This is a genomic window from Bradyrhizobium yuanmingense (genome assembly GCF_025200905.1).
Lineage (GTDB): Bacteria > Pseudomonadota > Alphaproteobacteria > Rhizobiales > Xanthobacteraceae > Bradyrhizobium > Bradyrhizobium yuanmingense.
Window position 1 is genome coordinate 285,177 of the sequence record NZ_CP104173.1, and the last position, 26,611, is coordinate 311,787.

Annotated in this window: 23 protein-coding genes; 12 read left to right on the top strand and 11 right to left on the bottom strand. The window is 65.6% G+C overall.

All coding sequences use genetic code 11. The features are described 5' to 3' along the window. Window positions 1-24: 24 nt before the first annotated feature. The 4 genes from N2605_RS01300 to N2605_RS01315 all read right to left on the bottom strand — a co-directional run bounded on the left by N2605_RS01300 (window position 25) and on the right by N2605_RS01315 (window position 2,526). A complete protein-coding gene (locus N2605_RS01300) occupies window positions 25-960 on the bottom strand; it encodes a transporter substrate-binding domain-containing protein (protein WP_036014158.1) in 936 nt (311 codons plus the stop codon). Window positions 961-1,049: 89 nt separating this feature from the next. Continuing rightward, the gene (locus N2605_RS01305) at window positions 1,050-1,640 is read right to left on the bottom strand and encodes an SCO family protein (protein WP_036014156.1); all 591 of its coding nucleotides are present in this window, start codon (window positions 1,638-1,640) and stop codon (window positions 1,050-1,052) included. A 24-nt stretch (window positions 1,641-1,664) separates the two neighbouring features. Beyond that, entirely contained in the window at window positions 1,665-1,859 is a 195-nt protein-coding gene (locus tag N2605_RS01310) for a hypothetical protein (RefSeq protein WP_036014155.1), read from the bottom strand. Window positions 1,860-2,004: 145 nt separating this feature from the next. Next, entirely contained in the window at window positions 2,005-2,526 is a 522-nt protein-coding gene (locus N2605_RS01315) for a Clp protease/crotonase-like domain-containing protein (protein ID WP_036041816.1), read from the bottom strand. Between the two features lie 282 nt (window positions 2,527-2,808). Between N2605_RS01315 and N2605_RS01320 the strand changes: the two genes are divergently transcribed. The 7 genes from N2605_RS01320 to N2605_RS01350 all read left to right on the top strand — a co-directional run bounded on the left by N2605_RS01320 (window position 2,809) and on the right by N2605_RS01350 (window position 10,598). Next, window positions 2,809-4,467: an FAD-binding dehydrogenase gene (locus N2605_RS01320; protein ID WP_260345598.1), complete on the top strand. Its 1,659-nt coding sequence runs from the start codon at window positions 2,809-2,811 to the stop codon at window positions 4,465-4,467. Window positions 4,468-4,470: 3 nt separating this feature from the next. After that, window positions 4,471-5,388: a CE1 family esterase gene (locus tag N2605_RS01325; RefSeq protein WP_225183418.1), complete on the top strand. Its 918-nt coding sequence runs from the start codon at window positions 4,471-4,473 to the stop codon at window positions 5,386-5,388. A gap of 128 nt (window positions 5,389-5,516) precedes the next feature. After that, window positions 5,517-5,867: a RidA family protein gene (locus N2605_RS01330; RefSeq protein WP_025032572.1), complete on the top strand. Its 351-nt coding sequence runs from the start codon at window positions 5,517-5,519 to the stop codon at window positions 5,865-5,867. Between the two features lie 113 nt (window positions 5,868-5,980). Beyond that, a complete protein-coding gene (locus tag N2605_RS01335) occupies window positions 5,981-6,346 on the top strand; it encodes a nuclear transport factor 2 family protein (RefSeq protein WP_036014140.1) in 366 nt (121 codons plus the stop codon). Between the two features lie 250 nt (window positions 6,347-6,596). After that, window positions 6,597-9,182 carry a ligase-associated DNA damage response DEXH box helicase gene (locus tag N2605_RS01340; protein ID WP_260345599.1) on the top strand — a complete coding sequence of 862 codons (2,586 nt, stop codon included), beginning with the start codon at window positions 6,597-6,599 and terminating at the stop codon, window positions 9,180-9,182. Between the two features lie 42 nt (window positions 9,183-9,224). Continuing rightward, window positions 9,225-9,896: a ligase-associated DNA damage response endonuclease PdeM gene (pdeM, locus tag N2605_RS01345; RefSeq protein WP_260345600.1), complete on the top strand. Its 672-nt coding sequence runs from the start codon at window positions 9,225-9,227 to the stop codon at window positions 9,894-9,896. Between the two features lie 270 nt (window positions 9,897-10,166). Beyond that, entirely contained in the window at window positions 10,167-10,598 is a 432-nt protein-coding gene (locus tag N2605_RS01350) for a hypothetical protein (RefSeq protein WP_036026470.1), read from the top strand. A 61-nt stretch (window positions 10,599-10,659) separates the two neighbouring features. Here the strand turns inward: N2605_RS01350 and N2605_RS01355 are convergent, their stop codons facing one another. Further along, the gene (locus N2605_RS01355) at window positions 10,660-11,463 is read right to left on the bottom strand and encodes a DUF2865 domain-containing protein (RefSeq protein ID WP_036026471.1); all 804 of its coding nucleotides are present in this window, start codon (window positions 11,461-11,463) and stop codon (window positions 10,660-10,662) included. 217 nt (window positions 11,464-11,680) lie between these two features. Beyond that, window positions 11,681-12,244, bottom strand: coding sequence for an orotate phosphoribosyltransferase (gene pyrE, locus N2605_RS01360; RefSeq protein ID WP_036014130.1), 564 nt, complete (start codon window positions 12,242-12,244; stop codon window positions 11,681-11,683). 184 nt (window positions 12,245-12,428) lie between these two features. On the opposite strand from pyrE, the gene N2605_RS01365 reads away from it, so the two are divergent. Continuing rightward, a complete protein-coding gene (locus N2605_RS01365; RefSeq protein ID WP_036026473.1) occupies window positions 12,429-13,055 on the top strand; it encodes a glutathione S-transferase family protein in 627 nt (208 codons plus the stop codon). A gap of 159 nt (window positions 13,056-13,214) precedes the next feature. Here N2605_RS01365 and N2605_RS01370 read toward each other — a convergent pair whose 3' ends face one another. From N2605_RS01370 to N2605_RS01380, 3 genes are all read right to left on the bottom strand, one after another. After that, window positions 13,215-13,850: a LysE family translocator gene (locus tag N2605_RS01370; RefSeq protein WP_260345601.1), complete on the bottom strand. Its 636-nt coding sequence runs from the start codon at window positions 13,848-13,850 to the stop codon at window positions 13,215-13,217. Between the two features lie 269 nt (window positions 13,851-14,119). After that, window positions 14,120-17,200 carry a DNA polymerase I gene (gene polA / locus N2605_RS01375; protein WP_260345602.1) on the bottom strand — a complete coding sequence of 1,027 codons (3,081 nt, stop codon included), beginning with the start codon at window positions 17,198-17,200 and terminating at the stop codon, window positions 14,120-14,122. Window positions 17,201-17,394: 194 nt separating this feature from the next. Beyond that, entirely contained in the window at window positions 17,395-18,462 is a 1,068-nt protein-coding gene (locus N2605_RS01380; RefSeq protein WP_225157259.1) for an acyltransferase family protein, read from the bottom strand. 203 nt (window positions 18,463-18,665) lie between these two features. Here N2605_RS01380 and N2605_RS01385 point away from each other — a divergent pair, with 203 nt between their 5' ends. From N2605_RS01385 to N2605_RS01400, 4 genes are all read left to right on the top strand, one after another. Beyond that, on the top strand, window positions 18,666-19,982 hold the full coding sequence (locus tag N2605_RS01385) for a UDP-glucose dehydrogenase family protein (protein ID WP_225157260.1): 1,317 nt from the start codon (window positions 18,666-18,668) through the stop codon (window positions 19,980-19,982). 118 nt (window positions 19,983-20,100) lie between these two features. After that, the gene (hrpB, locus tag N2605_RS01390; protein WP_260345603.1) at window positions 20,101-22,575 is read left to right on the top strand and encodes an ATP-dependent helicase HrpB; all 2,475 of its coding nucleotides are present in this window, start codon (window positions 20,101-20,103) and stop codon (window positions 22,573-22,575) included. 127 nt (window positions 22,576-22,702) lie between these two features. Next, a complete protein-coding gene (locus N2605_RS01395; protein ID WP_260345604.1) occupies window positions 22,703-23,215 on the top strand; it encodes a TIGR02281 family clan AA aspartic protease in 513 nt (170 codons plus the stop codon). Between the two features lie 201 nt (window positions 23,216-23,416). Next, entirely contained in the window at window positions 23,417-24,916 is a 1,500-nt protein-coding gene (locus N2605_RS01400) for a phosphomannomutase/phosphoglucomutase (RefSeq protein WP_036026482.1), read from the top strand. A gap of 162 nt (window positions 24,917-25,078) precedes the next feature. Here the strand turns inward: N2605_RS01400 and N2605_RS01405 are convergent, their stop codons facing one another. Beyond that, a complete protein-coding gene (locus N2605_RS01405; protein WP_025032510.1) occupies window positions 25,079-25,588 on the bottom strand; it encodes an Lrp/AsnC family transcriptional regulator in 510 nt (169 codons plus the stop codon). Window positions 25,589-25,685: 97 nt separating this feature from the next. Next, entirely contained in the window at window positions 25,686-26,603 is a 918-nt protein-coding gene (locus N2605_RS01410) for a sugar kinase (RefSeq protein WP_260345605.1), read from the bottom strand. Between the last annotated feature and the right edge of the window lie 8 nt (window positions 26,604-26,611).

The following is a 26,611-nucleotide window of genomic DNA, read 5'->3' on the forward strand; positions in this document are numbered from 1 at the left end:
CGCTGCAGGCGGAGAGGCGAAAGGTCAGAACGGACTGACCGAGAAATACCGTAGCCAAAGATCGGTGTAGCGGCCTTTTTCCCAGATCCGGAACATCGCCCAGTTCAGGGCCTGGCGCAGCACGTCGTTGCCCTTGCGCACGGCGATGCCGATGCCCTCGCCGAAGAAACGGCTCTCGACGAACGGACCGCCGGAGAAGGCGCAGCAATCGGCCGAATCCGTGCCGTTGATCCAGAACGCCAGCGAGATGGCGTCGCCGAAGATGAAGTCGACCTCGCCCCTGCGCAGAGCTGCGCGCATCGCATCGTCATTGGGGTAGGCGTGCAGCTCGGCGTCGGTGAACATCGCCTTGAGATACGCCTCGTGCGCCGAGCCGGCGATGGCGCCGACCTTCTTGCCCTCGAGATATTCGGGGCGGATCTCCGGCATCACCGCATCCTTGCGCGAGACGAAGCGCGCCGGCACGCGGTAATAGGGATCGGTGAAGTCGACGCGGGCGCGCAGCTGCGGGCTCACCGCCATGGAGGCGATGATTGCATCGCCCCGGTTGGAGGTGAGCGCATCGACCAGCGTCTCGAAACGCCGCATCTGCACCGTGCAGGTGACCTTGATCTCCTCGCACAGGGCGCGGGCGAAATCGACGTTGAAGCCGGCCGGATTGCCGTCCGCACCGGTGTAGTTGAACGGCGGATAGTCGGTCTCGGTCAGGAAGCGGATCACGGTCAGGCGGGACAGGTCCGGCCGTTCGGGGCGCCGGCGCGGGTCCCAGAACCCGGGCACCGCCTGCGGGGCGGCCTGGGGCGCCGCCTGAGGGGTGGTCTGTGGCGCAGCCGGAGGCCGCTTGGCGGGAGCTTGCGCGTTCGCCTCGGTGAGGCCGCCGAGCAGGCAAAGGCCAGCAGCCAGCCCTGCCAGCAAGCCACGGACAGATTTGAGCGATTTCGCCTGTTGCGATGGAGCCATCGGCCGAAGGAATGAATTTCGTCGGGATCGGAGGGCCTTATAGACCATCCCGCCGGGAACGCGAGCGCCGATTGTGGCCAGCGTGAAGCTCAGAGATACCGCTTCAAATCAACCGCTGCCTCTTCCGGCGTCCGCTTCAAATTGAACGGCGAGACGAACCTGCCCTCGCGGTCCATCAGGTAGATCAGCGCGGTGTGGTCCATCGTGTAATCGCCGTCCTTGGTCGGGACCTTTTTGGCATAGACCCGGTAGGAGGAGATCACCTTGGCGGTCTCGGCGGGGTCGCCGGACAGGCCCTGGAGGTGCGGATCGAAGCTCGACAGGTAATCCTTCATCGTCGCCGGCGTGTCGCGCTCGGGATCGACCGAAATGAAGATGGCATTGACCTTGTCGGCGTCCTTGCCCAGCGCGCGCAGCACTTCCGAGATCTCGAACAGCGAGGTCGGGCAGACGTCGGGGCAATGGGTGTAGCCGAAGAAGATCAGGGTCGGCTTGCCCTTCAGGCTCTTGTCGGTGACGGCCTTGCCGTTCTGGTCGGTCAGCTGGAACGGGCCGCCGATCGCGGCCGGCTGTGCCACCTTGCCGACCCCGCCCATCGCCCAGAACATGATCAGGAGGCCGACGACGAGGCTTGTAGCGAAGGCGGTCGCGATCACCAGCGGACGGGTGGCGGAGCTCATGGGCGGAAAACTTCCTGTCGCAGGTCAGAAGCAGGCGGCAAAGCCGGTCCTGATCATTTCGAAGAACACCTGGCTGCCATAGTGGAACCAGAGCGCCAGCGCGCCGATCACGGCGAGACCGCCGATTGCAGCGCCCGCCCACAGCAGCACGGATGGCATCCGCCCGGCAGTGGGCGAATTGTCCGATAGCCGATGTGCCGGGTGCAGCGGTTGAGCCATGACAACGATCGGGACGAAGGCCCCGGTTCCCTGGCTTTCAGATAGGCTTTGCGCCGGCTGCCGGCAAGGCGCCGCCAGCAGGCAAGGCTCCGCCAGCTGGCAAGACGCCGCGGCGGCGCCAAAGGACGCCGCCAGCCTGTGGATGTCAGTGGAGGAGCTGGCCCCGGGCGGATTCGAGCGGCTCCGCTTGCGGGAGCGACCGGCGCGACGGCCTGGTCGTCGAGGCCTGCGCGTCCAGGTAGCACGGCTTGTACATGGCCTGGAGCTGCTTGCCCCTCAGGAAGAGCATCCGCGGGGTGAGGCCGCCCCGCTGGCCGATCCAGCGCCTGATCTGCGAGGGATACATCGCGTACAGCATCTGGGTCGCTTCGGGATTGGTGATGGCGCGGCCGTTGGCGCCGAAATCCCAGGCGGCGTGGAAGCCCAGCGTCGCATGCGAGGTCACGCAGATGCGGTCGTGCGGGATAGCACCGAGGACGATGGTGCAGGCCGAGGCACAGAGGCCATCGATGATGACCGTCTCGCCCGATTGCCTGAGGTCCTGGTACTTGTCGACGTAGGTTCCGATCCGGCCGCCGCGGTCGTCCGCGATCCGAACCACCGCGTGAGAAGCCCCCATGCCTGCGATCAAGAGAACCGCCGCAAGCAACCCCGTCAGAAACTTCATTTTCCCCCGCCCCAGTCGAATTCGAATCTGTGTGTCAGGTGGTGATGCACGGCTAGCGTCGGTCGTAACCAAGGTTTTGTCTAGGCAGGCCTGCTGGCTCAAAACAAATTCAAATCCAGTGTTGCGTCCGCGCTGCACCCGGCCAGTCTCCATCCCAAAGTGGAACAAGTTAACGAGGTCTTGCGCGCCATACCCTTGATCTCAGTTGCAACGGCTGGCTTCAATCCGGGCAACTACAGGGGGGAACCCTTGGGGAGGAGAAGAACTTGGAGGGGGAAACGCATGGTTGAAGAAACGGATGTCATCGTCGTCGGCGCGGGACTGTCGGGCCTCGTCGCCGCCACCGAGATCGCTGATGCGGGCAAGCGCGTGATGGTAATCGACCAGGAAGGCGAGCAGTCGCTCGGCGGCCAGGCGTTCTGGTCGTTCGGCGGATTGTTCCTGGTCGATTCGCCGGAGCAGCGCCGGCTCGGCATCAAGGACTCCTACGAGCTTGCCATGCAGGACTGGCTCGGCACCGCCGGCTTCGACCGCGACGAGGATTTCTGGCCGCGCCAATGGGCCGAAGCCTATGTGGCCTTCGCGGCCGGCGAGAAGCGCGGCTGGCTGCGCGCGATGGGCCATCGCTTCTTTCCCGTGGTCGGCTGGGCCGAGCGCGGCGGATATGATGCGATGGGCCACGGCAATTCGGTGCCGCGCTTCCACGTCACCTGGGGCACCGGCCCGGGCATCGTCGAGCCGTTCGAGCGCCGCGCGCGCGAGGCGATGAAGACCGGCCGATTGATCTTCCGATTTCGCCATCGCGTCGATGCGCTCTCGGTCACCAATGGCACGGTGGATGGCGTCAGCGGCGTCGTTCTTGCGCCCGATGATGCAGAGCGCGGCAAGAGCTCCTCGCGCAACGTGGTCGGCGACTTCGCACTGAAGGCGCAGGCCGTGATCGTCGCCTCCGGCGGCATCGGCGGCAACCACGAGCTGGTGCGGCAGAACTGGCCGAAGCGGCTCGGCGAGCCCCCGAAGTTCATGATCTCCGGCGTGCCCGAGCATGTCGATGGGCGCATGATCGGCATCACGGAAAAGACCGGCGCGCGGCTGATCAACCGCGACCGCATGTGGCACTACGTCGAGGGCATCCAGAACTGGAACCCGATCTGGCCGCGTCACGGCATCCGCATCCTGCCGGGTCCTTCCTCAATGTGGTTCGACGCCACAGGCACGCGGCTGCCGGCGCCGCTATTCCCGGGCTCGGACACGCTCGGCCAGCTCAAATACATCATGTCGACCGGCTACGACTATTCCTGGTTCATCCTGACCCAGAGCATCATCAAGAAAGAGTTTGCGCTGTCGGGCTCGGAGCAGAACCCGGACCTGACCGGCAAGAGCTGGCGCATGACGCTTCGCCGCGCCACCAACAAGGGCGCGCCGGCGCCGGTGGAGGCGTTCAAGAGCCATGGTGTCGACTTCATTGTCCGCGACAAGCTCGATGAGCTCGTTGCGGCCATGAACAAGCTCGCCGGCAGCGATCTCCTCAAGCTCGAGCACATCAGGATGCAGATCGAGGCGCGTGACCGCGAGATCGCCAATCCCTACGTCAAGGATGCGCAGGTCATGAACATCCACAATGCGCGCCGCTATATCGGCGACAAGTTGATCCGCACCGCTTCCCCGCACCGCATCCTCGATCCCGCGCATGGACCGCTGATCGCGGTGAAGCTCAACATCCTCACCCGCAAGACGCTGGGCGGCTTCGAGACCGATCTCGACTCCCGCGTGTTCGGGGAGGAGGGCCGCGTCATTCCCGGCCTTTACGCCGTCGGCGAGGCCGCCGGCTTCGGTGGCGGCGGCGTGCATGGCTATCGCTCGCTGGAAGGCACCTTTCTGGGCGGCTGCCTGTTCTCGGGCCGTAATGCGGGCCGTGCCGCCGCCAAGGCAGTGGGCTAGACCATGCGGCGGCGGATGCGCATCGCCACGCTGATCGCTGCTTTGACGGCAGCTTCGGCTGCGTCCGCCGATACGGTCGATGTCAACGGGGTGAAGCGCTCCTACACCGCGCAACTGCCAGCCAAGCGGCCCGCACCGCTCGTAATCGTGCTGCATGGCAAGACCCAGCGCGGCGCCGACATGGTCACACGGACGGCCTGGCCGCAGGTCGCCAAGCGCGAGGGCCTCGCCGTGGTGTTTCCGGACGGGCTCAACAACGCATGGGCGGACGCGCGCACCAAGGCGGGGCCGGCCCTGCGCGGACCACCGGTCGGCACCGATGACGTCGCCTTCATCGCAAGGCTGGTCGAGAAGCTGGTGGCCGACGGCACGGCCGATGCGAAGCGCGTCTACGTCGCCGGCGTCTCCAATGGCGGTGCCATGGCGATGACCATGGCCTGCGCGCGGGCCGATCTGTTTGCGGCGGCTGCGAGTGTGATCATGAACCTCAACGATGAAGCCGCCGTCACCTGTCATCCGTCGCGGCCGCTGCCGATGCTGCTCATGAACGGGACCGAAGATCCGCTGGTCCCTTATGAGGGCGGGCGCGGATCGAGCTATTTTGCCGCAGAGGGATTCTGGTCGACGGACGAGACGCTGGCGTTCTGGCGCAGGCTCAATGGCTGCGAGACCGACGACGCCGGGATCACCGACATGCCCGACGCGACGCCGGCGGACCAGTCCACGGTGACGCGGATCAGCTCGCGCTGTCCGGCTGGGCACGACGTCGTGCTCTATCGCATCAACCACGGCGGCCACCGCATGCCAGGCTTTGCTCCGGATGCCCGATTCCCGAAGGTCGCCAGAAACCTGCTCGGAGCGCAGAACGGCGACATCGACGGCGCCGAAACGATCTGGACGTTCTTCAGTCGGTTTCCGTGAGCAGCGTTGCTGGCCCACGCATGCGTGCCGGGCAACGCATGCGTGGCAGGCAACGCACGCGTGCCAAGGGGTGGCACAGTGCAAACCGCTGGGCTAGACAGGGCCGCCATTCCAGCCAGGAGATCCAGATGAGCATTCAGCGTTTTGAAACCGGCCCGCGCATGAGCCAGGTCGTCGTGCACGGCAACACCGTCTATCTCGCCGGTGTCGTCGCCAACAAGGCGGCCGGCGAAAGCGTGACGAAGCAGACCCAGGACATCCTGGCGACCATCGACGGTCACCTCGCCAAGGCCGGCACCGACAAGTCGAAGCTGCTCTCGGCCACGATCTACATCACCGACATGAAGACCTTCGCAGAGATGAACGCTGTGTGGGACGCCTGGGTCTCGCCCGGCAATACGCCTGCGCGCGCCACCGTCGAAGCCAAGCTGGCCGCCCCGCAATACACCGTCGAGATCATGGTGACGGCGGCGAAGTAATTTTTGCGAAAACCTCACGCGCGTTGATGACCTCCGAGGTAATCGATCAACGCGCGTGAACCTTCGATAGTCACAGTCAGCCGGACAACACGGCGCCATCGAAGGAGAGAACCATGACCGACCCCGTCACCATCGCCCGCCGCTACATCGAGCTCTGGAACGAGCGCAGTGCCGGCCGCCGCCGCGAGCTGCTGAGCGAAAGCTGGACAACGGATGCGAGCTACGTCGACCCCGTGATGAAGGGCGACGGCCAGGACGGCATCGAGGCGCTGATCGCAGGTGTGCAGCAGCGCTTTCCCGATTTCACATTCAAGCTGATCGGCGAGCCCAACGGCTACGGCGATCACATCCGCTTCTCGTGGGGACTTGGCCCTGACGGCGCCGACAGCCCGATCAAGGGCACCGATTTCGCCGTGCTGAAGGACGGCCGGATCAGAAGCGTGACCGGATTTCTCGATCAGGTCCCGGCCGGGGCGTGAGAGCGCTGGCCCTCGTCGCGCAGGCGAGGAGAGGACCGAAATTTGGACCTCACAAGCGGTCGTCATGCCCGGGCTTGTCCCGGGCATCCACGTTCTTCGTGCCGCGGGTAAGACGTGGATGGCCGGGACAAGCCCGGCCATGACGATGTCGAGTCTATCGTGCCTCAAATGGACAGCGCGTGTGCGATCGCCCTGTCGCAGGCCATAGCCCCCCTCGACGAAGCCATCCCTACGGCTTACCTGTCATGCCGTGCCGCCCCGTATCCTCCAAACATCGACCGAGCCGGCCGCGCTGCTGCCGGATCGCTTCCAGGCCTGGTTCGCAGCCCGCGGCTGGTCGCCGCGCGCGCATCAATTGGCGCTGCTGGAGAAGGCGCGCGAGGACCGGTCGGCGCTGCTGATTGCGCCGACCGGCGCCGGCAAGACGCTGGCCGGATTTCTGCCGACGCTGGTCGAGCTGTCGGCGCAGCCGCTGACGCGCAACGCGGGCGCGAAGAAGAACCTCGTCTCCACCGGCCGCAGCGTGCAGCGCAGCGGCGGCCTGCACACCCTCTATATCTCGCCGCTCAAGGCGCTCGCCGTCGACATCGCGCGCAATCTCGAGCGTCCGATCGCCGAGATGGACTTGCCCATCAAGGTCGAGACCCGCACCGGCGATACGCCGGTGTCGCGCCGTCAGCGGCAGCGGCGCTATCCGCCCGACGTGTTGCTGACGACGCCCGAGCAGCTCGCGCTGCTGCTCTCCTCCGACGACGCACCGTTCCTGTTTTCCTCTCTCAAGCGCATCGTGCTCGACGAGCTGCACGCGCTGGTCACGTCCAAGCGGGGCGATCTGCTCTCCCTCGGGCTGGCGCGATTGTGGCGCCTCGCGCCGCAGATGCGCGCGATCGGCTTGTCCGCGACCGTAGCCGAGCCAGAGCAGCTCGCGCGCTTCCTGGTGCCGCAGCCCGACGGCAAGGAGCGGGCAGCCGACATCGTCGTCGCCGGCGGCGCCGCGCCGCCCGTGGTCGAGATGCTCGATACGCGCGAGCGGCTGCCCTGGGCCGGTCACAGCGCGCGTCACGCGCTCCCTGAAATCTACGAGCTGATCAAGGCCAACAAGACCACGCTGGTCTTCGTCAACACCCGCAGCCAGGCCGAGATGCTGTTCCAGAATCTCTGGAGCATGAACGACGATGGCCTTGCCATCGCGCTGCATCACGGCTCGCTCGACGTCGCCCAGCGCCGCAAGGTCGAAGACGCCATGTCGGCGGGCCGGCTGCGCGGCGTGGTCTGCACCTCCTCGCTCGACCTCGGCGTCGACTGGGGTGACGTCGATCTCGTCGTCAATATCGGCGCGCCAAAAGGCTCCTCGCGTCTGATGCAGCGCATCGGCCGCGCCAATCACCGCCTCGACGAGGCCTCCCGCGCGGTGCTGGTGCCCGCCAACCGTTTTGAAGTGCTGGAGTGCCGCGTCGCCATCGACGCCATCGCCGAGAATGCGCAGGATACGCCGCCCTTGCGCACTGGCGCTCTCGACGTGCTGGCTCAGCATGTTCTGGGCTGTGCCTGTGGCGAGCCGTTCTTCAGCGACGAGCTCTATGGCGAGGTTCGCACCGCCGCGCCCTACGCAAGCCTGTCGCGGCAGGATTTCGACGACGTCGTCGATTTCGTCGCCTCCGGCGGCTATGCGCTGAAGACCTATGAGCGCTTTGCTCGCATCAAGCAGGACAAGGAGGGACGCTGGCGCGTCGCCAATCCCAAGGTGCGGCAGAGCTACCGCATGAATGTCGGCACCATCGTCGAGGACGACATGCTGAAGGTGCGGCTGGTGCGTTCGCGCGGCAGCGGTGCAGGATCCACAGGCGTGATCGCACGCGGCGGCCGACTGCTCGGCGAGATCGAGGAAGCCTTCATCGAGGGCCTCTCCCCCGGCGACACATTCGTGTTCTCGGGCGAGGTGGTGCGCTACGAGACGCTGGTGGAGGACCAGGTCTATGTCTCGCGCGCGCATGACAAGGACCCGAAGGTGCCGTCCTACATGGGCGGCAAGTTTCCGCTTTCGACCTATCTCGCCGAGCGCGTGCGCCGCCTGCTCGATGATGGCCGCGCCTGGGGCGGCTTGCCGGAGCAGGTGCGCGACTGGCTGTCGCTGCAGAAGGATGTCAGCAGAGTGCCGGCGGTCCGCGAGCTGCTGGTCGAGAGCTTTCCGCGGGCCAACAAGCATTATCTCGTTTGCTACCCCTTCGAGGGCCGTCTCGCGCATCAGACCTTGGGCATGCTGCTGACGCGCCGGCTGGAGCGCGCTCGCGCGCGTCCGCTCGGCTTCGTCGCCAATGAATATGCCGTGGCGATCTGGGGGCTCGGTGATCTCTCCTTCATGATCCGCGATGGGCGGATCGACCTCAACGCGCTGTTCGATCCTGACATGCTCGGCGATGATCTCGAAGCCTGGCTCGCCGAATCCGCGCTGATGAAGCGAACCTTCCGCAACTGCGCCATCATCTCCGGCCTGATCGCGCGCCGCCACACCGGGGAGGAGAAGAGCCGCCGTCAGGTGCTGTTCTCGACCGATCTCGTCTACGACGTGTTGCGCAAGCACCAGGCCGATCACGTCCTGCTCCGCGCTGCGCGCGCCGATGCCGCCACCGGCCTGCTCGATTTGCGCCGGCTCGGCGACATGCTGATGCGCATCCACGGCCGCATCACGCACCGGGAACTCGACCGCGTCTCCCCGCTCGCCGTGCCCGTGATGCTGGAAATCGGCCGCGAGTCAGTTTATGGCGAAGCTGCAGACGAGCTTTTGGCGGAAGCCGCCGACGAGCTCGTCAAAGAGGCGATGGATAGAAGCGGGTAAGACGTGACGGCAGGCGCGCTGATTTCGGGAGATGTCGAGGACATGCGCGTTTCCAGAGTCACGATCAGCGATGTGACCTTTGCGGCCGATCTCTCCGGCGCGCTGTTCTGGGACGAGCAGCGCCTGCTCGTCGTCTCCGACCTGCATCTCGAGAAAGGCTCGAGCTTCGCCACGCGCGGCGTCCTGCTGCCGCCTTACGATACCATTGCGACGCTCGGCCGGCTCGCTGCTGTCATCTCCCGCCATGATCCGCGAGTGGTCATCGCGCTCGGCGACAGTTTTCACGACCGCAGCGCGCATGAGCGCCTGTCCGCCGAGGACCGCGACGCCTTGGCCGCACTCCAGACCGGCCGCGACTGGATCTGGATTTCCGGCAATCACGACCCCATGCTGCCGCGCGATATTGGCGGCACCATCGCGGACGAAGTCGCAATCGGCCCGATCACCTTCCGCCACGAGCCGACCGGCGCCCACGGCGAGATCGCCGGCCATCTGCATCCGAAGGCGCGTGTCTCGGCGCGTGGCCGCTCGATGGAGCGCCGCTGCTTCGCCAGCGACGGGATGCGGGCGGTGATGCCGGCATTCGGTGCTTACGCGGGGGGCCTCAGCGTCCGCGATCCAGCCTTCGCAAAGATCTTTCCGGCGAATGGCTTTGTCGCCCATCTCCTCGGCGACCGCCGCGTCCACGCCATTGCGGCCTCGCGCTGCCATTGAGGCGCCGGCTGCATTAGGACAGCACTACGACCGGTATTTTTCCGGAATCGCGCAAAGCCCGCTGTCGGTATTAACGTCCGCGCTTGCCGGGGCTGGATTTCATCCCGAACAAGATTGCAACCGGCAAAGGGGTCGCCTCGGGCGGCCCCTTTCGATTCCACGCGCGCCCAGAACAAATTAAGAACACTTTAGCAAGTCTTTGATATATCATTGTGATTCGGCGCCTCGCCGATACAATATCTAGCGTCTGTCCGACTTTGCGAGGACTACATGTCCACCATTGCCTTCGACCAGTTTGCCCTCACCCGGATCGCCGATTTCGCGCGCTCGCTGTCACGGCTGCATCAGGCCGCGCGGCGCCAGAGGGTCGATGACGACCAGTTCGACCGCGAGTTCAACGCGGTGTGCCAGTCGATCTGGGGCTACACCATCGACGATGTCAGCGACGATCTGTTCTCGTCCGAGGATCATCTGTTTCTCGACACGCTGGACGAAGCGCATGCGCGCATCTTCGCGGCGGAGCAGGGCTATGACCTCGTCGGCGATCAGGGCATGCTGACCGATTGGTGGGGCTTCTGCTGGATGATCCTGGCCGAGAAGCGCGGCCTCCTGACGCCGGAGAACCGCGCCTCCGCGCGCGCCGCGATCGAGGAGAAATATCTGGCGGCGCCGAATGTGATCGGCGTGATCATCGGGAGGTAGTGCCGCAAATTCCGTCATTGCTTCGCTACGCTCGCAATGACGGTGTGGTTACAGGTGAGGCTTAATCCAACCCCGCCCGCTTCGCCGGCTTCGCGGCGGTCTTCGGCACTGTCACGTCCGGCAGCGGCTCGCGCACGATCTCGTTTGACGCTGGCGCATCTGCCGACACCGTCTCGGCGCGCACCGGCGCCACCTTCATCTCGCCGAGCCGCGCTCGAACCTGCGCGGTGAGGCCGGGATAGGAGGCAACCGGGGTGAAATCCGCAGCCTGGTCGTTGCCGACGCGGACGCCGGTATAGGCGACGAGGCCGTCGCTGGTGGCGATCACGTCGCCGGCCTTCAGGGAGGAATCCAGCGCAAGGTCGACCGGGGCAAGACCGACGGGTTCACGGCCGTTGCAGGTGCAGTCGGCGCGCAGCGCCTTGCGGTAGGCGAACGCGTTCTCGCTGTCGGCGTAGCGCTCGCCGGTCTGTGAATAGGCACCGTCGATCGACGAGCCGAAATAGACCTTGGTCGCGCTGGCAGGACAGAACGCCTGACACATCTGCGCGGGTGAGACGAGACCGCGCATCAGCGGAAAGTATTTCCCGTCGCAACTGCGTACGCAGAAGGCCGGTCCCGAGCCACCGGCCGCGGCCGAGCGGGTCGGCGGCACATATTGCGGCGTGGCGCCATTCTGCTGGCTGCTGAAGGGATCGACGTGGGAGTTCGCCGGCGGCACCTCGCGCTGCGGCCGCTGCTGCATTCCGCCGAAGAGGAAATCGAACAGGCCTTCGGCTGCAACCGAGGTCGGCGCCGCCAGCAGCGGCGCTGCCAGCATGGCGGCCACAAGCGAAGCGCGACGCCGCCGGCGCGCATGGGACATGACTGTACGCAATGCTTACTCCACCCGACGCTACTGAATCGGCTGGGACCGAGCGATCTCAGCACACGATTCACCATAAAGCGGGATGGTAAATGAGCAGTTGAGCGTAGGCGGTTTCAAGACGAGGCGGTGGCCTCTTTAAGGCTGGGCGCAGCTTTGGACGGGTGGTTGCTACCGGGACACATTGAGGCATGACGGCGGAGAAATTTCCGCCACTTCACCCCTTCAAGAATTCCGACGCCTTGTACAGCGAGCGGAACGGCAGGCCAGCCGCACCGAACGTGTCGGTGGCGCCTTCCTCGCGATCGACCATGGTCAGCACCAGCACGACATTGGCCCCGGCCTCGCGCACCGATTCCACCGCCTTCATCGCCGAGCCGCCCGTGGTGGTGACGTCCTCGACGATCACGACGCGCTTGCCCGCCAGCGTCTCGCCCTTGGGCAGGCCCTCGATCGCGAGCTTCGCGCCGTGCTCCTTCGGCTTCTTGCGCACGAAGAAGGCCGCGATCGGATGACCCTTGATCCAGGAGATCTGCGCCAGCGCGCCGGCGAGCGGCACCGCGCCCATCTCGAGACCGCCGATGAAATCGAGCTGGTCGTCCTTGAGCGCCTCGTAAGTCAGCTCGGCGAGCAGCGTTGCGCCCTCGGGGTCGAGCATGGTCGGCTTGAGGTTGAAGTAGAAATCGCTCTTGCGGCCCGACGCGAGCGTCACCTCGCCGCGGCCGAATGAGCGCCGGCGGATGATCTCGAACAGGCGGGCGCGGGAGGCGGATTTCGACACGGCGGTCCCTCAAACAGCGTTTTTGGTGGGGGCGGAATTTATCCGCGACCGACGCGACATTCCAGAGGGGGCGTCTCCCGTCAACAGGGATCGGCCATCCCGGTCCGCCGGTTGTGAGGGCGCAACCTTCTGGAGTAGGTGAGGGGGCAAGCCTTCGGGCAAGCCTCTTGGGGAAGGACACGGAATGACCATCGAGCTCTATACCTGGAACACGCCGAACGGCCGCAAGATCTCGGTCGCGCTGGAGGAGATGGGGCTGCCCTATAAGGTGATCCCGGTGAACATCACCAAGGGCGAGCAGATGGCGCCCGAGTTCCTCAACCTCTCGCCCAACAACAAGATCCCCGCGATCGTCGACCCCGAGGGGCCTGAGGGCAAGCCCGTCAGCATCTTCGAATCCGGCGCGATCCTGCTCTATCTCGGCGAAAAGACCGGCAAATTCCTGCCGAAATCGCTTATCCAGCGCATTCCGGTCTACGAATGGCTGATGTGGCAGATGGGCGGCTTCGGCCCGATGCCTGGCCAGGTACACCATTTCATCGCACTCGAGAACGAGCAGGACCGGGCCTACGGCCTGAAGCGCTTCATGGCCGAGACCCGCCGGCTCTACGGCGTGCTCGACCGCCGCCTGGAGGGGCGCGACTTCGTCGCCGGCGAGCTCTCGGTTGCCGATTTTGCCATCCTGGGCTGGGCCTGGCGCCATCCTCGCCACAAGGTTGATCTGGCCGACTTCCCCAACGTCAAGCGCTGGTACGAGGCCCTGATGGCGCGCCCGGCCGTGAAGCGGGGGATGGAGGCGAAGCTGGATTAAGCTCTCTTCTCCCTCTCCCCGTTCTTACGGGGAGAGGGTTGGGGTGAGGGGCCTCTCTCCCCATGCGAGATGGTCGAGAGACCTGTACCCCCTCACCCGAATTCGATCTGCGATCGAATTCGACCTCTCCCCGCAGGCGGGGAGAGGTGAAGACCATCCTCACACCCTCTTCGCTTCCACCGCCATCCGCACCGCGAGTCCCGCCAGCACGGCGCCCATCAGCCAGCGTTGCACCAGCATCCAGCTCGGCCGGTTCGCCAGGAACAGCGCGATCGATCCGGCCGCGAGCGCGATCATCGCGTTGACGCTGACGCTGATCGCGATCTGGATCGCGCCCAGCACCACCGACTGCGTCAGCACGCTGCCCGCTGTGGGATCGATGAACTGCGGCAGCAGCGCCAGATACAGCATCGCGATCTTCGGGTTGAGCAGGTTGGTGATGAAGCCCATCACGAACAATTTGCGCGGGCTGTCGACCGCGAGTTTCCTCACCTGGAACGGCGAGCGTCCGCCCGGCTTCACCGCCTGCCAGGCGAGCCACAGCAAATAGCCGGCGCCGGCAAAGCGCAGCGCGTCATAGGCGAAAGGAATGGCGAGCAACAGCGCCGTGATACCGAACGCCGCGCACAGCATGTAGAACACGAAGCCGAGCGCCACGCCGCCGAGCGAGACGATGCCGGCCGCGCCGCCTTGCGTGATCGAGCGCGAGATCAGGTAGATCATGTTCGGTCCCGGCGTGAGCACGAGGCCGAGGCTGACGAGGGCGAAGCCGAGCAAGGCGGAGGTGTGGGGCATGGTTGAACCGGTGCGGGAGATGGCACGGTTCTAGTATGCGCGGGATCGCGCGGCCATCGCGCAATTGCTCGGAGGACAATCGAGGTCTTGCGCCGGTGTGCTCCCTCGCCCCGGTTCTTACGGGGCCGGGACGAGCTTCGCTCGCCCTGAGAGGGTTGGGGTGAGGGGCTTTCTCCAACCGGCGGTCGTCGATGAACCTGTACCCCCTCACCCGGATCGCAGGAGCGATCCGACCTCTCCCCGCAAGCGGGGAGAGGTAAGGAAGTGCGCTAGTGCGCCTCGTCCCAATTGTTCGCGGCGCGGGCGTCGACATGCAGCGGCACCGAGAGCAGCACGGCCGGGAACGGCGCATCCTGCATCACCTTCTGCACGACGGGGAGCGTTGCCTCGACCTCGTCGTCCGGCACCTCGAAGATCAATTCGTCGTGCACCTGGAGCAGCATCTGCGCCGACAGCTTCCTCGCGGCCAGCGCATCCTCCACGCGGGTCATGGCGCGGCGGATGATGTCGGCGGCGGTGCCCTGAAGCCGCGCGTTGATCGCGGCGCGCTCGTTGAAGGCGCGCACCGAGGCATTCGAAGCCTTGATGTCGGGGTAGTGGCACTTGCGGCCGAACAGCGTGGTGACGTAGCCGTGGTTGCGGCAGAAATCGCGCGTCTCGTCCATATAGGCGCGGATGCCGGGGAACCGCTCGAAATACTTCTTGATGTAGGCGGAGGCTTCCTCGCGCGCGATGCCGAGCTGGTTGGCGAGGCCGAAGGCGGAGATGCCGTAGATGATGCCGAAATTGATCGCTTTCGCGCGGCGGCGGATCTCGCTCGGCATGCCCTTGATCGGCACACCGAACATTTCCGACGCGGTCATGGCGTGAATGTCGAGCCCATCGCGGAACGCCTGCTTCAGCACCGGAATATCGGCGATCTCGGCCAGCAGCCGCAGCTCGATCTGTGAATAATCGGCCGAGACCAGCTTGTGCCCGGGCGTGGCGATGAAGGCGCGGCGGATCTTGCGGCCGTCCTCGGTACGCACCGGAATGTTCTGCAGGTTCGGCTCGTTCGACGACAAGCGCCCCGTCGTGGTCGCAGCCAGCGCGTAGGTGGTGTGCACGCGGTGGGTCTGCGGGTTGACGTAGGTCGGCAGCGCGTCGGTGTAGGTCGATTTCAGCTTGGAGACCTGGCGCCACTCCAGAATCTTCTTCGGGAAGTCGTGGCCCTGCTCGGCGAGCTCGTCGAGCACCTGTGCGGTGGTCGACCACGCGCCGGTCTTGGTCTTGGTGCCGCCAGGCAATCCCATCTTACCGAACAGGATGTCGCCGATCTGCTTGGGGCTGCCGACATTGACCGGCTCGCCCGCGATCTCCTGGATCTCGGCCTCGACGCGCGCTGCGGTCTGGGCGAAGTCGCCGGACAGACGCGACAGCACCTGGCGATCGATCGAGATGCCGCGCCGCTCCATACGCGCAAGCACGGAGACCAGCGGCCGCTCCAGCGTCTCGTAGACCGCACTCATGTGCTCGGAAACCAGGCGCGGCTTCAGCACGCGCCACACCCGCAACGCGATGTCGACGCCTTCGGCTGACAGCGGTGCGGCCTTGTCGATCGGCACCTGGTCGAAGGTGATCTTGCCCTTGCCGCTGCCGAGCAGCTCGCTGTCCTTCAGCATGGCATGGCCGAACCAGCGCTCCGACAACGATTCGAGCGCATGCGAGCCGCGGCCGGCATCGAGCACGTAGGAGATCAGCAGCGCATCGTCGATGTTGCGCAGGGTGATGCCGTGCTGCGCCAGCATCACGGCCGTGAACTTGACGTCGAAGCCGATCTTGAGGATGCCCGTCGATTCCAGCACCGGCCGCAGCGCTTGCAGCGCGTCGTCATGCTTGACCTGATCCGGCGCGAGGCCGGCATCGAACAGGCCGGCGCCGCCGCCGGATTGCTTGTGCGCCAGCGGCACGTAGCAGGCCTCGTTCGGCGCCAGCGCCAGCGCGATGCCGCAGAGATCGGCCTGCATCGGATCGATCGAGCTCGCTCTCGTCTCGATCGCGACATGGCCGGCGTCATGGATGCGCGCAATGAAGGCGTCGAGCTCCTTCAGCGTCTTGATGGTCTGGTATTTGCCGCGATCGACAGGAAGCTTGCGCAGCGCCTCTTCGCGCGCGACGGCGAGCGAGATCGGCGCACCCTTCGGGCTCGCAGCCTTGTCCTCCTTGCCTGCCGATTTGTTGGGCTGGTTCGGCCGGGCTGGCGCCGGAGTTCCCGTGCCTGGTGTGGGCACGACGTCCGAAGGCGGCAGCGTCGTGAACACGCTGGCGCCGCTGGCGTAGCCGGGATCGGCATCGACATTGGCAGGATCGATCTGCGCATATTCGGCGACGCGCCGCGTCAGCGTCGTGAATTCCATCGCCTTGAGGAAGGCGATCAGCTTGCGCGCGTCGGGCTCGTGGACGGCGAGGTCGTCCAGCGGCACCTCCAACTCGACCTTGTCGTCGAGCAGCACGAGTTGCCGCGAGATGCGCGCCTTCTCCGCATTCTCGAGCAGCGCCTCGCGCCGCTTGGGCTGCTTGATCTCGCCGGCGCGGAACAGCAATTGGTCGAGATCGCCATATTCGGTGATCAGCTGCGCCGCGGTCTTGATGCCGATGCCGGGTACGCCCGGCACGTTGTCGGTGGAATCGCCCGCGAGCGCCTGCACCTCGACCACCTTGTTCGGCGGCACGCCGAACTTCTCGATCACCTCTGATATGCCGATGCGGCGGTCCTTCATGGTGTCGTACATCGTGACGCAATCGGTGACGAGCTGCATCAGGTCCTTATCGGACGACACGATGGTGGCGCTGGCGCCGCGCTCGCAGGCTTGGCGCACATAGGTCGCGATGAGATCGTCGGCCTCGAAGCCGATCTGTTCCAGGCAGGGCAGGTCGAAGGCGCGCACGGCTTCGCGGATCAGCGCGAATTGCGGAATGAGATCGTCGGGGGCCGGCGGCCGGTGCGCCTTGTAGTCCGGATAGATCTTGTTGCGGAAGGTGATCTCCGACTTATCGAAGATGATGGCCAGATGCGTCGGCCGATTGTCCTCGGGCATCTCGCGGAGCAGCTTCCACAGCATGTTGCAGAAGCCGAGCACGGCGTTGACCTGGAGCCCGTCGGATTTGCGGTTCAGCGGCGGCAGCGCGTGATAGGCGCGGAAGATGTAGGAGGAACCATCGACCAGGAAGACGTGGTCGCCCTTTCCGGCCGCCTTTGCCGCGACCGGTTTGGCAGCAGCCTTGGCAACAGCGGGCTTGGTCTCTGCGGCAGCTTTCGGCGCGGCCTTGATGTCAGCTTTGGCGGTGGTCTTCGGAGATGTCTTGGGCATGGCCGCAATGTATGAATTTTTGCGGACTTTGACAGCCTTGGGAGGCAGATTTTTGGGCCGGTAGCGCGACTATCCCCCGCTGTCATTCCCCGCGAAAGCGGGGAATCCAGTACGCTGCGGCTTCTCGGTTCAATCGCTGGCGCCTCCGCTACTGGGTCGCCCGGTCAAGCCGGGCGACGACACCGAGAGGGCAGCTACTCCGCTGCCTGTAACCGCACGCCCGCCTTCCTCGGCGCGATCCAGAACGCATCGGGCCGCTCGAACAGGAAGCGCGCATTGAGGCGGAGCGCGACCTGCCAGATCGCCAGCGCACCGAGCACGCCGGCGATAGTGACGAGCAGCGACACCGTGCCGATATCAGGAATGATGCCCGTGCGCAGCAGCAGCGTCCGCGTCGCCGCCATCGGCAAGAAGAAGGCGAGATAGATCACGATCGAATGCTCGCCGCAGAAGCGGAGGAAGTTGAGCCAGTGCGCCCGCGCGAGCAGCGTGCCCGCGGCGATGATGGCGCAGGCGCCGGCGAAGCCGAGCGCGAGCGAGACGATCGCCCACTCGCTGGCGCCCGCTGCGACGAGGCCGGCATTGATCAGCGCCCAGGCAGCGAGCGCTGCAAGCGCCAGCGCCGGATGCTTCCGCGCCCGGTCCGACAGGGCGAACACGTAGGGCGCGAACAAATAGCCCGAATAGAAATAGATGAAGCGTGCGCAGAACTCGTCGATGGCGGTCCAGCCGGTCGTGATGTGCGCGGTCTCCAGCGCGGCGGCGACGAGCCAGACCGCGAGCGATGGGACCTTGCGTGTCAGTTTCGTGACGACGAAGAAGACCGGCAACAGATAGATGAACCACAGCGTGCCGAACGGCTCGATGAAAGATTCGAGATACAGCAGGCCAACATGCTGCCAGCTGGTCTCGGCCGCAAAGGCCGGGGCCTTGAAACCAAATTGGATTGTCACCCAGACGACATAAAAATAGGCGAAATGCACCACCTTGCGGTCGAGATAGGTTCGCCAGTCCCGATCGATCACCAGGGACAGGAACAAGCCCGAAATCAGAAAGAAATCCGGCATCCGGAACGGCTTTGCGAAGGCTACGAGCACGTGCATGAACCCGGTCTGCCCGGCGGCAAGCTCCACCCCCAGCACCGAATGCATCATCACCACCATGACGATGCAGATGCCCTTGGCGTAGTCGACCCAGTCGATACGCGCGCCCGAAGCGGCCGTGGAGGGGCTGGCCGCCGCGATTGTGCCTGATCGTGCCATGGTGTCCCTTTTCGAGGCGCGTTCCGCCCGTGCCTGTGCGGGCCTGGGGCAGTTTGGAGCCCAGTAGTTTCCGACTTCTTTACCGGTTCAAATCGCGGGCCGGTTTTTGCATGCGGACTGTTCCATGGCCTCGGGAAAATGCTAAACCGCCCCGGATTGGGCTGAGTTGGACGTCCGTTAACCAAGCTGGAACAGGATTTTTCATGCGAATTGCGATGATCGGCACGGGCTATGTGGGATTGGTGTCCGGCGCCTGCTTTGCGGATTTCGGCCACGACGTCACCTGCGTCGACAAGGACGAGAGGAAGATCGCGGCACTCCATCGCGGCGAGATCCCGATCTACGAGCCTGGCCTCGACGAGCTGGTCGCGAACAATGTGAAAGCCAAGCGGCTCGACTTCACCACCGACCTGAAGCAGCCGGTCGCCGATGCCGATGCCGTGTTCATCGCGGTCGGCACGCCCTCGCGCCGCGGCGACGGACACGCCGACCTGTCTTACGTCTACGCCGCCGCGAAAGAGATCGCGCAGTCGCTTTCCGGCTTCACCGTGGTGGTGACGAAATCGACCGTGCCGGTCGGCACCGGCGACGAGGTCGAGCGCATCATCCGCGAGGCCAATCCCAAGGCCGACGTGGTTGTCGCCTCGAACCCTGAGTTCCTGCGCGAGGGTGCGGCGATCCGCGATTTCAAATTCCCGGATCGCATCGTGGTCGGCACCTCCGACGAGCGCGGCCGCAAGGTGATGGGCGACATCTACCGTCCGCTGTCGCTGAACCAGGCGCCGCTGATGTTCACCGCGCGCCGCACTGCCGAGATGATCAAATACGCCGCCAACGCGTTCCTCGCGACCAAGATCACCTTCATCAACGAGATCGCCGATCTGTCCGAGAAGGCCGGCGCCAACGTTCAGGAGGTCGCGCGCGGCATCGGGCTCGACAACCGCATCGGCACGAAATTCCTGCATGCCGGTCCCGGCTTCGGCGGCTCGTGCTTCCCGAAGGACACCAAGGCTCTGATCAAGATCGCGCAGGACTACGACGTCTCCTTGCGCATCGTCGAATCGGTGCTGGCGGTCAACGAGAACCGCAAGCGCGCGATGGCGCGCAAAGTGAGCCAGGCGCTCGGCGGCAATCTGCGCGGCAAGACCGTTGCGGTGCTGGGCCTCACCTTCAAGCCCGACACCGACGACATGCGCGATGCGCCGTCGATCCCGCTGGTAACGGGCCTGATCGACATGGGCGCGAAGGTGAAGGCGTTCGATCCCGTCGGCATGGAGCAGGCCAAGGGCGAATTGCCCGATATCACCTATTGCGAGGACGCCTATGCCTGCGCGCAAGGCGCCGACGCTCTCGTCATCGTCACCGAATGGGTCCAGTTCCGCGCGCTCGATCTCGACCGGTTGAAGGCGACCATGGCGCAGCCGGTCGTCGTCGACCTCCGCAACATCTACCGCCCCGAAGACATGGAAGCCGCCGGCTTCGTCTACGAGAGCGTCGGTCGGCCGGCGGTGCAGGGCTGATCGTTCCCAGCTCCACATAAATTCGTCATGGCCGGGCTTGTCCCGGCCATCCACGTCTGTTTTCTGGTCGAGGACGTGGATGCCCGGGACAAGCCCGGGCATGACGAGTGGATAGATCTTGCCCCGCAGTTTCGACACGCCCCTCCCGATCGATGCCGTGCTCGACGATTTGTCGCGTACGCTGGAGGCCAGCAACGCCGCAGTGCTGGTGGCCTCTCCCGGCGCCGGCAAGACCACGCGCGTGCCGCTGGCCTTGCTCGATGCGCCCTGGGCCAAGGACAAGAAGATCATCGTGCTGGAGCCGCGCCGCATCGCCGCGCGCGCCAGTGCCGACCGCATGGCCAAATCGCTCGGCGAGCGCGCCGGCGAAACCGTCGGCTATCGTGTCCGCTTCGGCTCGAAGATCTCGCGCGCGACGCGCATCGAGGTGGTGACCGAGGGCATCTTCACCCGCCAGATCCTCGACGATCCCGAACTCTCCGGCGTTGCCGCGATCCTGTTCGACGAATTCCACGAGCGCTCGCTCGACGCCGACATGGGCCTCGCGCTGGCGCGTGATGCGCAAACCGGCTTGCGCGAGGATTTGCGCATCCTGGTGATGTCGGCGACGCTCGACGGTGCGCGGGTGGCAAGGCTGCTCGGCGATGCCCCCGTCGTCGAGAGCGAGGGCCGTGCGTTTCCGGTCGAGACACGCTATCTCGGCCGCAAGGCGGACGCGCCGATCGAGCGGCAGATGGCGGATGCGATCGCATCTGCGCTGCGCGCCGATAGCGGCTCGGTGCTGGCCTTCCTGCCAGGCGCCGCCGAGATCCGCCGCACGCAGAATTTCCTCTCCGAGCGCGTGCAGGACGCCTCCGTCGAGATCGTGCCGCTGTTCGGCGCGCTCGATGCCGCCGTGCAGGACCGCGCCATCGCGCCGGCACCCAAGGGCACGCGCAAGGTGGTGCTGGCAACCTCGATCGCGGAGACCTCGCTCACCATCGAGGGCGTGCGTATCGTCGTCGATAGCGGTCTTGCCCGCGTGCCGCGCTATGAGCCCGATATCGGCCTGACCCGGCTCGAGACCGTGCGCGCCTCGCGCGCGGCGGTGGACCAGCGCCGCGGCCGTGCCGGCCGCACCGAGCCCGGCGTCTGCTACCGGCTCTGGGACGAGCCGCAGACCGCATCGCTCGCGCCGTACACCCAGCCGGAAATCCTCAGCGCCGACCTGTCCTCGCTGGTGCTCGATCTGGCGCAATGGGGCGTCAGCGATCCCGCGGCTCTATCGTTCCTCGATCCGCCGCCGCAGCCGGCCTGGAAGGAAGCCAAGAGCCTGCTGAGCGAGCTCAACGCGCTCGACGGCGACGGTCGCATCACCGCCGAAGGCAAGAGCCTGCGTGCGCTGGCGCTGCCGCCGCGGCTGGCGCGCATGATCGTGGATTCGCATCGAGCCGGCGAGGGCGAAGCCGCCGCCGAGATCGCGGCCATCATCACCGAGCGCGGCCTGGGCGGCGACAGCGTCGATCTCGAGCACCGCCGCGACCAGTTTCGCCGCGACCGCTCGCCGCGCGCGGCAAGCGCGCGCGATCTCGCGCGCCGCTGGGCCTCGCAGGTCGCGGCGTCGGAGAAGGTGGCGCAACAGGAGGATCTCTCGACCGGCCTGATGCTCGCTTACGCGTTTCCGGACCGCGTCGCGCGCAATCGCGGCAATGGCAGTTTCGTGCTGGCCAACGGCCGCGGCGCTTCCATCGAGCAGACCTCCTCGCTCGCCCGTGCGCCCTACATTGCGATCGGTGAGATGACGGGGACGGCGGCGAGCGGTCGCATCTTGCTCGCCGCGCAAATCACCGAGGACGAGATCGAGCGGCATTTCGCCGAGCATATCGAGACCGCCGAGGAAATCTCCTTTGATCGCGGCGCGATGGCGCTGCGGGCGCGGCGCAAGCGCGTGCTGCACGCGATCACGCTGTCCGAGGCGACGCTATCAGTATCGCCCTCGGAGGACACCGCGCGCATCTTCGCAGATGGCCTGATCGCCGCGGGCCTCGACCGGCTGCCCTGGTCGAAGGCCGCCAAGCAATGGCGTGATCGCGTGATGTTCCTGCGCAAGGCCGAGGGCGACAGCTGGCCCGACCTGTCGGAAGACGGCCTGATCGCGCGGCGCGATGATTGGCTGGTGCCGGCGCTCTACGACAAGATCGCGCTCAAGGACATCTCCGCGGGCGATCTCTCCGATGCCCTGATGGCGCTGTTACCGTGGGAGATGCGCGCACGGCTCGATCGCGAGGCGCCGACCCATTTCGAGGCGCCTACGGGGAGCGTGCTCGCGATCGACTACGAGGCCGAGCAGGGACCGACCATCGCGGTGCGGCTGCAGGAATTGTTCGGCCTCAACACCCATCCCTCGATCGCCGCCGGCAAGGTGCCGCTGGTGCTGGAATTGCTGTCGCCGGCCCAGCGTCCGGTGCAGGTGACGCGCGATCTGCCCGGCTTCTGGCGCGGCAGCTACGCCGCCGTCCGCTCCGACCTGCGCGGCCGCTACCCGCGTCACCCCTGGCCCGACGATCCCGCGAGCGCCGTGCCGACAAGGCGGGCGAAGCCGCGCGGGACGTGAGAACTCGCAACCGGCATTAACCCTCCGCTCATCCTTTTCGTCAAAATGACAGGAGCCCCGGCGTGCCTTCGCTCGCCGCCGGCCTCGTCGCGTGATGAAATCGAGCTTTCGGCTCGGAAGTGGTGTGATGCGTAACATTATGATCATCGCGGCCGTCATGATCGTCCTCGGCACCTTCATGGCGCAGATGGCGGACAAGATGAGCTCGGCTTCCGCCACGTCAGTGCCGCGCACGACGGTCGCAGTCGCGGCCACAGCGCCGGCCGGCGGCCGCAGCCTGGCCATTGCCCGTGACGCCCGCGGTCATTTCCAGGCCGAGGGCCGCATCGACGGCCAGCGCATCGGCTTCATGATCGATACCGGCGCCTCCGTCGTTGCGCTGAACGAGACCTCGGCCGCCCGGTTTGGTCTCCGTCCCTCGCGCGGCGAGTACAACGCCACCGTCTCCACCGCCAACGGCACCATCAAGGCCGCGCGCACCCGCATCGCCATGCTCGACGTCGGCGGTCTCATCGTGCGCGACGTCGATGCCATGGTCCTGCCAGACGAGGCGCTGTCGGAGAACCTGCTTGGCCTCTCCTTTCTGTCCCGCCTGAAGCGTTTTGAGTACGCCAACGGGCAGATGGTGCTGGAGCAGTAGAGGCGCGCCCCCCGCGCGATCGCGCGGTCGCCAATTTCAAGAAGATGATATCCTTGCTCCGGCCGCCCTCCCGGTAACGTTTCTTCGTTACCAAACTGCCGCAATTATCGGCCATAAGCCTTCATTCCCGCCTTTCGCTGCGGTTTGGCATTCGCTAAGCCTGCAGCAACTCCCGCCCCCCCCTTTCACGAGACCGACTCAATGTTCCCGAAGCCGAAATCCGTATTGTTGCCCAACACCTACGCCTTCGAATCCGAGCCGATGGTGAAGCCGACGGGCTTTCGCGAATACGACGCGCGCTGGTTGTTCCAGAAGGAAATCAACCTGATGGGTGTGCAGGCGCTCGGCATGGGGCTCGGCGCGCTGATCGCCGAGCTCGGCGTCAAACAGGAGATCATCACCGGCCACGATTTCCGCGGCTACTCGGCCTCGATCAAATACGCGCTGATCTCCGGCCTGATGGCGGCGGGCTGCAAGGTGCACGATATCGGTCTTGCGGTGACGCCGATGGCCTATTTCGCGCAGTTCGATCTCGACGTGCCCGCCGTTGCGATGGTTACGGCCTCCCACAACGACAATGGCTGGACCGGCGTGAAGATGGGCGCCAACCGCCCGCTGACCTTCGGCCCTGACGAGATGACGCGGCTGAAGGAGATCGTCCTGAACGCGGAATTCAAGAACAAAGCCGGGGGCTCCTACCAGTTCCACGAGAACTATCCGGCGCGCTACATCGCCGACCTCACCTCTCGTCCGAAGCTCAAGCGCAAGCTCAAGGTGGTCGCGGCCTGCGGCAACGGCACCGCCGGTGCATTCGCGCCGCAGGTGTTGGAAGCGATCGGCTGCGAGGTGATCCCGCTCGACACCGAGCTCGACCACACCTTCCCGAAATACAACCCGAATCCGGAAGACATGGAGATGCTGCACGCGATCCGCGACGCAGTGCTGCAGCACAAGGCCGATGTCGGCCTCGGTTTCGACGGTGATGGCGACCGCTGCGGCGTGGTCGACAACACCGGCGAGGAGATCTTTGCCGACAAGGTCGGCGTGATGCTGGCGCGCGACATGTCGGCGATCCACAAGGACGCGCAGTTCATTGTCGACGTGAAATCGACCGGCCTGTTCATCACCGATCCCGTCCTGCAGAAGCAGGGCGCAAAGACCGCCTATTGGAAGACCGGTCATTCCTACATGAAGCGCCGTACCAACGAGACCGGCGCGCTCGCGGGCTTCGAGAAGTCCGGCCACTTCTTCTTCAACAAGCCCTATGGCCGCGGCTATGATGACGGCCTGGTCTCGGCGCTCGCGATCTGCGACATGCTCGACCGCGCGCCCGGCAAGTCGATGGCCGATTTGAAGAACGCGCTGCCGAAGACCTGGTCGTCGCCGACCATGTCGCCGCATTGCGCCGACGAGACCAAATACGGCGTCATCGACAAGGTGGTGAAGCACTTCGAAGGCCTGCAAGCGAAGGGTGCGAAGATCGGGGGGCAGGCGATCCGCGATCTCGTCACCGTCAACGGCGTGCGCGTCACGGTCGAGGACGGCAGCTGGGGCCTGGTGCGCGCCTCGTCCAACAAGCCCGAGCTCGTCGTCGTGGTCGAAAGCCCGGTCTCGGAGCAGCGCATGCACGACATGTTCGAGATGGTGAACAGCGTGCTGCGCACGCATCCCGAAGTCGGCGAGTACAATCAGAAGATTTGAGGAGCACCTGAGAGAGGCGATCCGTCCCTCTCGCTCCGCTGTCATGCCCCGGCTTGACCGGGGCATCCAGTACCCCGCGGCTTCTCGATTCTATCACCGGCGTCTCTGGAATACTGGATCGTCCGATTAAATCGGGCGATGACACTTTCCGTGTGGCGTAAATTAAGCCGCCACCACCGCCGGGATCGGCAGCGCCGTCACCGACTTGATCTTTTCCATCGCGAAGCGCGAGGTGACGTTCTTCAGCGGCACGGCGCTGATCAGCTTCTTGTAGAACACGTCATAGGCCTGCATGTCGGCGACCACGACGCGCAGCATGTAATCGACGTCGCCAGCCATGCGATAGAACTCCATCACCTCCGGCATGGCGCTGACGGCCTCGGCGAACCGTTTCAGCCAGGCATCCGAATGATCGGAGCTCTCGACCGACACGAACACGGAGATGCCGAGCCCGATCTTGTTCTGGTCGACGAGGGCGACGCGCTTGATGATCACGCCGTCGGCCTCCAGGCGCTGGATGCGCTTCCAGCAGGGGGTCGAGGACAGGCCGACTCGGTCGCCGATCTCGGCGACGGAGAGGGAGGCGTCTTCCTGGAGCACCATCAGGATCTTGCGGTCGATGGCGTCGAGGCGGCGGCTGGTCTCGGGAATTTGGACGGCGACATCAGTCATTTGAAGAACTTTGTTTCATTTCAGGGGCAGATTTCCCTGATATAGAGAAAATCTTTCCACGGCAAGCCCATAATCTCGGCGCGTCAGTGGAATCGCTCTAGAGCTTGCCTTGTAAAAGCTCTTCAACTTCAGCGCGTTGCGGGGCAGCCAGGCCGCCGCCATGGCGGATGCATTTCAGCGCTGCGGCGGCCGCGGCGAATCGCATCGCTTCCCGCAACCCCTTACCCTCGGCGAGGCCGAGCGCGAACGCGCCATGGAAGACGTCGCCGGCGCCGAGCGTATCGACCGCCTGGACCGGGAAGGCTGGTGTTTCCTCCAGCGTGCCCGCCTGGTTCAGCCAGATCGCGCCGTGCGGGCCGCGGGTGGCCGCGAGGAAGGCGGGCGTCAGCTCCGCCAGGCGCTTCAAGGCCGCACCGTCGTCAGCGATGCCGGCCGTCTCCTGCAGCTGGGCGCTGGCGAACAGCAGATGCGAGGCGGCCGTGAGCAGGCCGTCCTGCAGCGCCATCGCGCGGTCGACGCCGACGATGACGGGAATGCCGCGCCGGCGTGCCTCGGCGCAAAACGAGGTCGCGAACGCCGCGCAGCGGCTTTCGACGAGCACCGCCTGACAATCGGCAAGCAGCGCATCGGCCTCGGGCAGCCTCACGGTCCACAGCGCGGGATCGCGATAGATGGTGAGCGTCCGCTCGCCGGAGGGCTCGATCATGATCGCCGAGACCGGCGTGCTCAGGCCCGGCATGCGCACGATGTGCGTGCTATCGACGCCCTCCTGCGCCATCTGCGCGAGGATGAAAGCGGTCGACGTCTCCCGCGCATCGCCCATCGGCCCCCCGAACGCGACGCGGCCGCCGAGCCGCGCCATCGCGATGGCAGCGTTGAGCGCGTTGCCCCCGCACACTTCGGCGAGATGGCTGGCGTTCGCCTTGCTGCCGCGTTCGGGCAAGGCCTCGACGCGCAGGATGAGGTCGCGCACCGGCATGCCGATGCAGAGGATGCGCGGCGCGGTCCCGGCCATCGTCGTTC